This is a genomic window from Flavobacterium sp. UBA4854, assembly GCF_002399805.1.
GTDB classification, from domain to species: Bacteria; Bacteroidota; Bacteroidia; order Flavobacteriales; family Flavobacteriaceae; genus Flavobacterium; species Flavobacterium ginsengisoli.
Map to the genome: position 1 here is coordinate 7,674 of NZ_DHEI01000034.1, position 5,004 is coordinate 12,677.

General features: G+C 32.2%; 3 protein-coding genes. All 3 read right to left on the bottom strand.

Annotated elements, in window-relative coordinates; all coding sequences use genetic code 11:
• Window positions 1–143: 143 nt before the first annotated feature.
• Window positions 144–2,741 carry an AsmA-like C-terminal region-containing protein gene (locus tag B3J44_RS04375; RefSeq protein ID WP_286966060.1) on the bottom strand — a complete coding sequence of 866 codons (2,598 nt, stop codon included), beginning with the start codon at window positions 2,739–2,741 and terminating at the stop codon, window positions 144–146.
• Between the two features lie 174 nt (window positions 2,742–2,915).
• The gene (locus B3J44_RS04380) at window positions 2,916–3,863 is read right to left on the bottom strand and encodes an alpha/beta hydrolase family protein (RefSeq protein WP_286966061.1); all 948 of its coding nucleotides are present in this window, start codon (window positions 3,861–3,863) and stop codon (window positions 2,916–2,918) included.
• Window positions 3,864–3,873: 10 nt separating this feature from the next.
• The coding region (gene sppA / locus B3J44_RS04385; RefSeq protein WP_286966062.1) for a signal peptide peptidase SppA at window positions 3,874–5,004 on the bottom strand (1,131 nt) is incomplete at its 5' end.

Consider the following 5,004-nt stretch of genomic DNA (forward strand, 5'->3'; position numbering starts at 1 on the left):
GTTTCTAAGTTTCTAAGTTTCTAAGTTTCTGAGTTTCTAAGTTTCTAAGTTTCTGAGTTTCTAAGTTTCTAAGTTTCTAAGTTTCTAAGTTTCTAAGTTTTTTTTCTTAGAGAAACTCAGAAACTTAGCATCTCAGCATCTTTCTAAGGATTCTTCTTCTTAAACAATCCATTCAACAAATCACTTGCTTTTTTAGTCACTTCTTGAGTTTTTTGCTCTTTTTCAGTTTTAGCAGCTTGAGTTGTATCTTTAGCTTTTGTGTTTTTGTTGATTAAATCTGTAAGCGCTGATGTTCCTTTTTGAGTAAGTTTTTCTTTTTGCTGATTAACCAATTGTGTAGTCAAATTGCTTACGGCAGTTTTCATATCGGTACTGATTTTCGGATTTGAAAAATTGCCAGTCAAAGAAGCATTGATTGGTATATTATCTAGTTTTGCAGCATCTGCAGGAGATAATTTCGCAATTAAATTGTTGGCTTCGGTTCCTAAATATTTAGCAGGAACGTCAAACTTAATCGTGTAATTCATTGTTTGGTCAAAACCGTGAGTTCCGCCAATTGTAGCTTTAATGTCTTGATATTTAATATCGAATGGCTTTACATTTACTTTTCCATTCTCAAAAGTCAATGCCATTTTTAAATCGTTTAGATTCAATTTGTTTAAATCTAAGAACTTAACATTTGAAGTAAGCGAATTTAAAACTGTTGAGTTTTTAGCATTTACAGTAGTTGATAATAATTGCCCTAATAAATCTCCTGATATTGACTTTAAATCTGGAGTCAATTCTTTGGCGTCCAAATTACCATTCAATTTAATAGTCGAATTTAATTTACCGTTAATGATTCCTGCAATTGGAGCGATCTTTTTCATCATATCCAATTGAGTAAAAGTTTGTGCAATATCAACTTGATTGAATCCTAAATTCATATCAAAAGTTGGTACTTTTTCTTTTGTAGAAACAGCTCCGTTAAGTCCAATTGACCCGCCGAAGATATTTGTTTTAAAGTTTTCAAGAGTGGCCTTTTCGTCTTTAATAATCAATCTTCCAGCAACATCTTGAAGTTTTAAATTGTCGTATAAAACAGTTGTAGCTTTTGCATTTAATGTACAATTTAAGAAAGCCGGAATCTTCATTGCGTCAGCAGGTTTTGCTTCTGTTTTTGCAGTTGCTGGTTCGCCAGAAGTCATAAAGTCATCAACAGCCAATTGTTTAGAACTCATATTAAAGTTTCCTTTAAGTTCTTGTTTTTTAAACATAAAACCATAGAAATTCTCTAAAACTCCATTAATGCTGATATCACTTTTTCCAGTTGTAGCATCAAATTGTTTTAAGTTGATCTTACTCGGATTAAATTCAACCAAAGCCGTGCTGATGTTCATCGATTTGTTGTTTTCGTCAGTATATTTAAATCCTGACAAACTCATTGTACCAGCATTTTTGATATTTTGATATTCGCTTTTTTCTACAGAAGCCATATCAAAGTTTGTTGTAACGTCGGCTTTTAAAATACCTGCTAAAGGTTTATCCATTTTAATTGGATATGCTTTAGAAAGATTAGCCAAGTTGATTGTTCCTTTTAAAGCTGCGTCAACAATTGGATTTACAGTTATGTTTTTGATATTCGCTTTAGCGTTAAAAACGTCTTGATCAATTCTAAAAGACAACTTATCTAGATTGACATAAGTATCATTTAAGATTCCAGTTTCGTTGATGATTTTGGTATCAATTACAATATTTTGAACCGATTTTGGAAGATTAGGATATTGGAAAGAAGAATTGTTTGAAGCGATTTCGATATTAAATTTAGGAACCGTAGTGTCTGTCAATTCACCTTTTGCAAAACCATTTACAGTAAAATCTCCAGTCGTTTTTACACCTTCTAAGCTAGATGCATAAGCCGAAGGAATTAAACCTAAGAAATTGGTAAACGATGAAGTAGGAGTTTTAAATTTCAAATCATAAATCTGCGCTTTTTCAGCCATTTGAATAAATCCGTCAAACTCTAAAGGCAATTGATTGATAAGAGCCTTGTTTTCTTTAAAAGTATATTTGCTTTTTTCCAAATCAATTCCAAGAACAGCGTCTAAAGTTAATTTTACATTTTTCATGTAATTCATCTTATCCATGTCCAATGAAACTTTGGCAGAAGATTTTGTTGTTAAATCTAATTTTGAATTGGTAAAATCTCCAGTTCCTTCGTGGTTTAAACTATCAATTACCATTCTAATTTTAGAACCTTGATCGATATATCTAAAAGTAAAATTCTCGATTTTATAATTCTGAATTTTCAATGCAAGTGGTTTGCTTGCTTCGTCTTTCGTTTCTTCTTTTTTGTCTTTTAAGGCAATATCGAAGTTTCCTACGCCATCTTTATTGAATATAATGTTTATTAATCCGTTTGTTGAACTAATTCCCTGAATGCTTAAAGGTTCATCTTTTCCTTTAAAAAGTTCTTTCACGCTCATTTTTAAATTTAGTTGGCCTAAAGAAACCAGCGTGTCGCCTTCAAAAGGAGCTTTGTTGATAATAACTAATTTCTCGATTCCAACTGTTGCGTTAGGGAAATTCTTGAATAAACTTAAATCTGCATCTGTAAAACTTACTTTAGCATCAACACTTTCATTGATGGCTTCAACGATTTTAGCCTTGATTTGATCTTTAAATAAAAACGGAATAGCAAATAATGCAGCAACAAATACCACAATGACTATGGCACTTATTTTTAAAACTTTTTTTAGCATATAAATAGATTTGAGGGTTTAACGTGTTAAAATCGACTCTTGCAAAAATAGTTTTTTTTACTAGAGTTTGAAGATAAAGTTTTCTTAATTACGTAAGAATTTTATTAAAATTTTCACATAAAAAAATCCGTTAAGAACTATTTTCAAAACGGATTTTTTAGGGTGTTTATTTTATTATTTCTGAATAAATGAAACTATTTTTTCAACTAGGATTTCAGAAATAGGAAGTGCTTCATTATTGTAACTGGCTAAATTATCTTCCTGATTGCCATCAATGATTTTCATAATATGATTCATCTTGTCAATTATCTGTAGATCTGCATTTTTATTAGCTTGTTTTAAATTTTCTGCATCTTTTAGAGCAATCTGCATATCATTATTTCCTTGCAGGATTAAAACTGGAATAGTAAGCTTTTGTATTTCGGTCTGCGGATTGTATTTAAACCAAGAAATCAAATAAGGCTGAATGCTTGGCCTGAAAAGAGAATTAAGCATTGGATCTACTTTTTTTACCTCAAATCCGTTTTTTAAACTATCAATAATAGGGAAGGTCAAGTCATTAAGTGGTTTCATTGACTTGGCACCAATTTGAGTTTTTAAAATTTGATCTGCTGGTTCGCCTGCGCCTGCAATCGAAATAAATTTATCTGCTTTTCCACTGGCAACCATTCCAATTAAAGAGCCTTCACTGTGACCGATTATAATTACTTTAGAGAATCGTTTATCCTGTTTTAAATAATTAATCCAGCTTTTGGCATCTTGAATATAATTTTCAAAAACCAAACTGCTTTCAGATCCGCCAGCTGCTTTGCTTTCTCCAATAGCTCTTTTATCATATCGCAATGATGCAATTCCGTTTTTAGCCAAAGCTTCTGCCAGCATTTTTAACGAATTGTTTTTCATCATCGGATTGTTCCCGTTTCTATCCGTTGGGCCAGAACCGGCAATAATTAAAGCAACTGGAAATCTTTTGGTCAAATCTGGAGTTGTAAGCGTACCAAAAATCTGATCGTTATTGATCTTTAATATTGCTGGTGTTTCCTTAAACGTGATTTCTTTTTTGTCTTGAGCGTTTATGAAACTCCAAAACAAAACCGTCAAAAAAAGAATTATTTTATTCATCTTAATTCAATTAATAAATATTGATTCCGTAAGGCAATATTGCTTGCACTCCTTTTTGTTTTTGAAATTTCTTAACCTGCTCTAGAAGTAGGTAATTTTCTTCTCCAATTTCTTCTTTTATAAAAGCTTCTTTAGATTTTGCAAAAGGTAGATTACCTAGCAAATCGTTAAGTGTTTTTTCATATTCAGGATAATTTTGAGTGCTATATTTTTTTAGTTTAGCAATTTTAGCTGCTTCAGCAATCGCGTCATTTAATCCGCCAATTTTATCAACTAAACCAATTTTTAAAGCTTCGGTTCCAGACCAAACTCTACCTTGAGCAATTGAATCAACTTGTGAAAAAGTCATTTTACGTCCTTCTGCAACATGAGTAACAAACGTGTTGTAGATTTTTTCGACTCCTTCTAAAGTAAAAGCTTTAAATTTCTCGTCAACTGGCAAGAACGGACTATAGTTTGCAGCGTTTTCATGAGTTTTAACCTGCTCAGAATTGATTCCTAATTTGTTAGCCAACGGACTGAAATTTGGCAACATTCCAAAAACTCCAATAGATCCTGTAATGGTATTGTTTTCGGCAAATATTTTATTGGCGTTGCAAGCAATATAATAACCGCCAGAGGCAGCATAGTTACCCATAGAAACCACAACTGGTTTTACTTTTTTTGTAACTTCAATTTCTCTCCAAATTAAATCAGAAGTAAGAGCACTTCCGCCTGGGCTGTCAATTCTAAGAACGATAGCTTTAACGTCATCATTTTTTCTGGCTTCTTGCAAAGAACGTCTCATAGAGCCTTCTCCAATTGTGTTTACATCTCCTTCACCGCTTCCAATTTCGCCTTGAGCGTAAATAATCGCAATCTGATCGCTTGAAGCATTATCTAAAGCTGTTGCTAAGTGATTTTGAGTATAATCTGAGATTGAAATTTTATTGTAATCTTCATCTTTATCTACTTTCAGCGCTTTTCTAATGGCATCGTGATAAACATCTTCGTAAGCAACAATATCTACTAAATGCTGTTCTTTTGCCATTTCTGGAGTTCTAGCCAAAAGTCCATTTGCAATTTCGTTTAGTTTAGGTAACGGAATATTTCTGCTTTTTGAAATATCAGCAGAAACGGTTGTCCAAATTGAGTTTAAAAG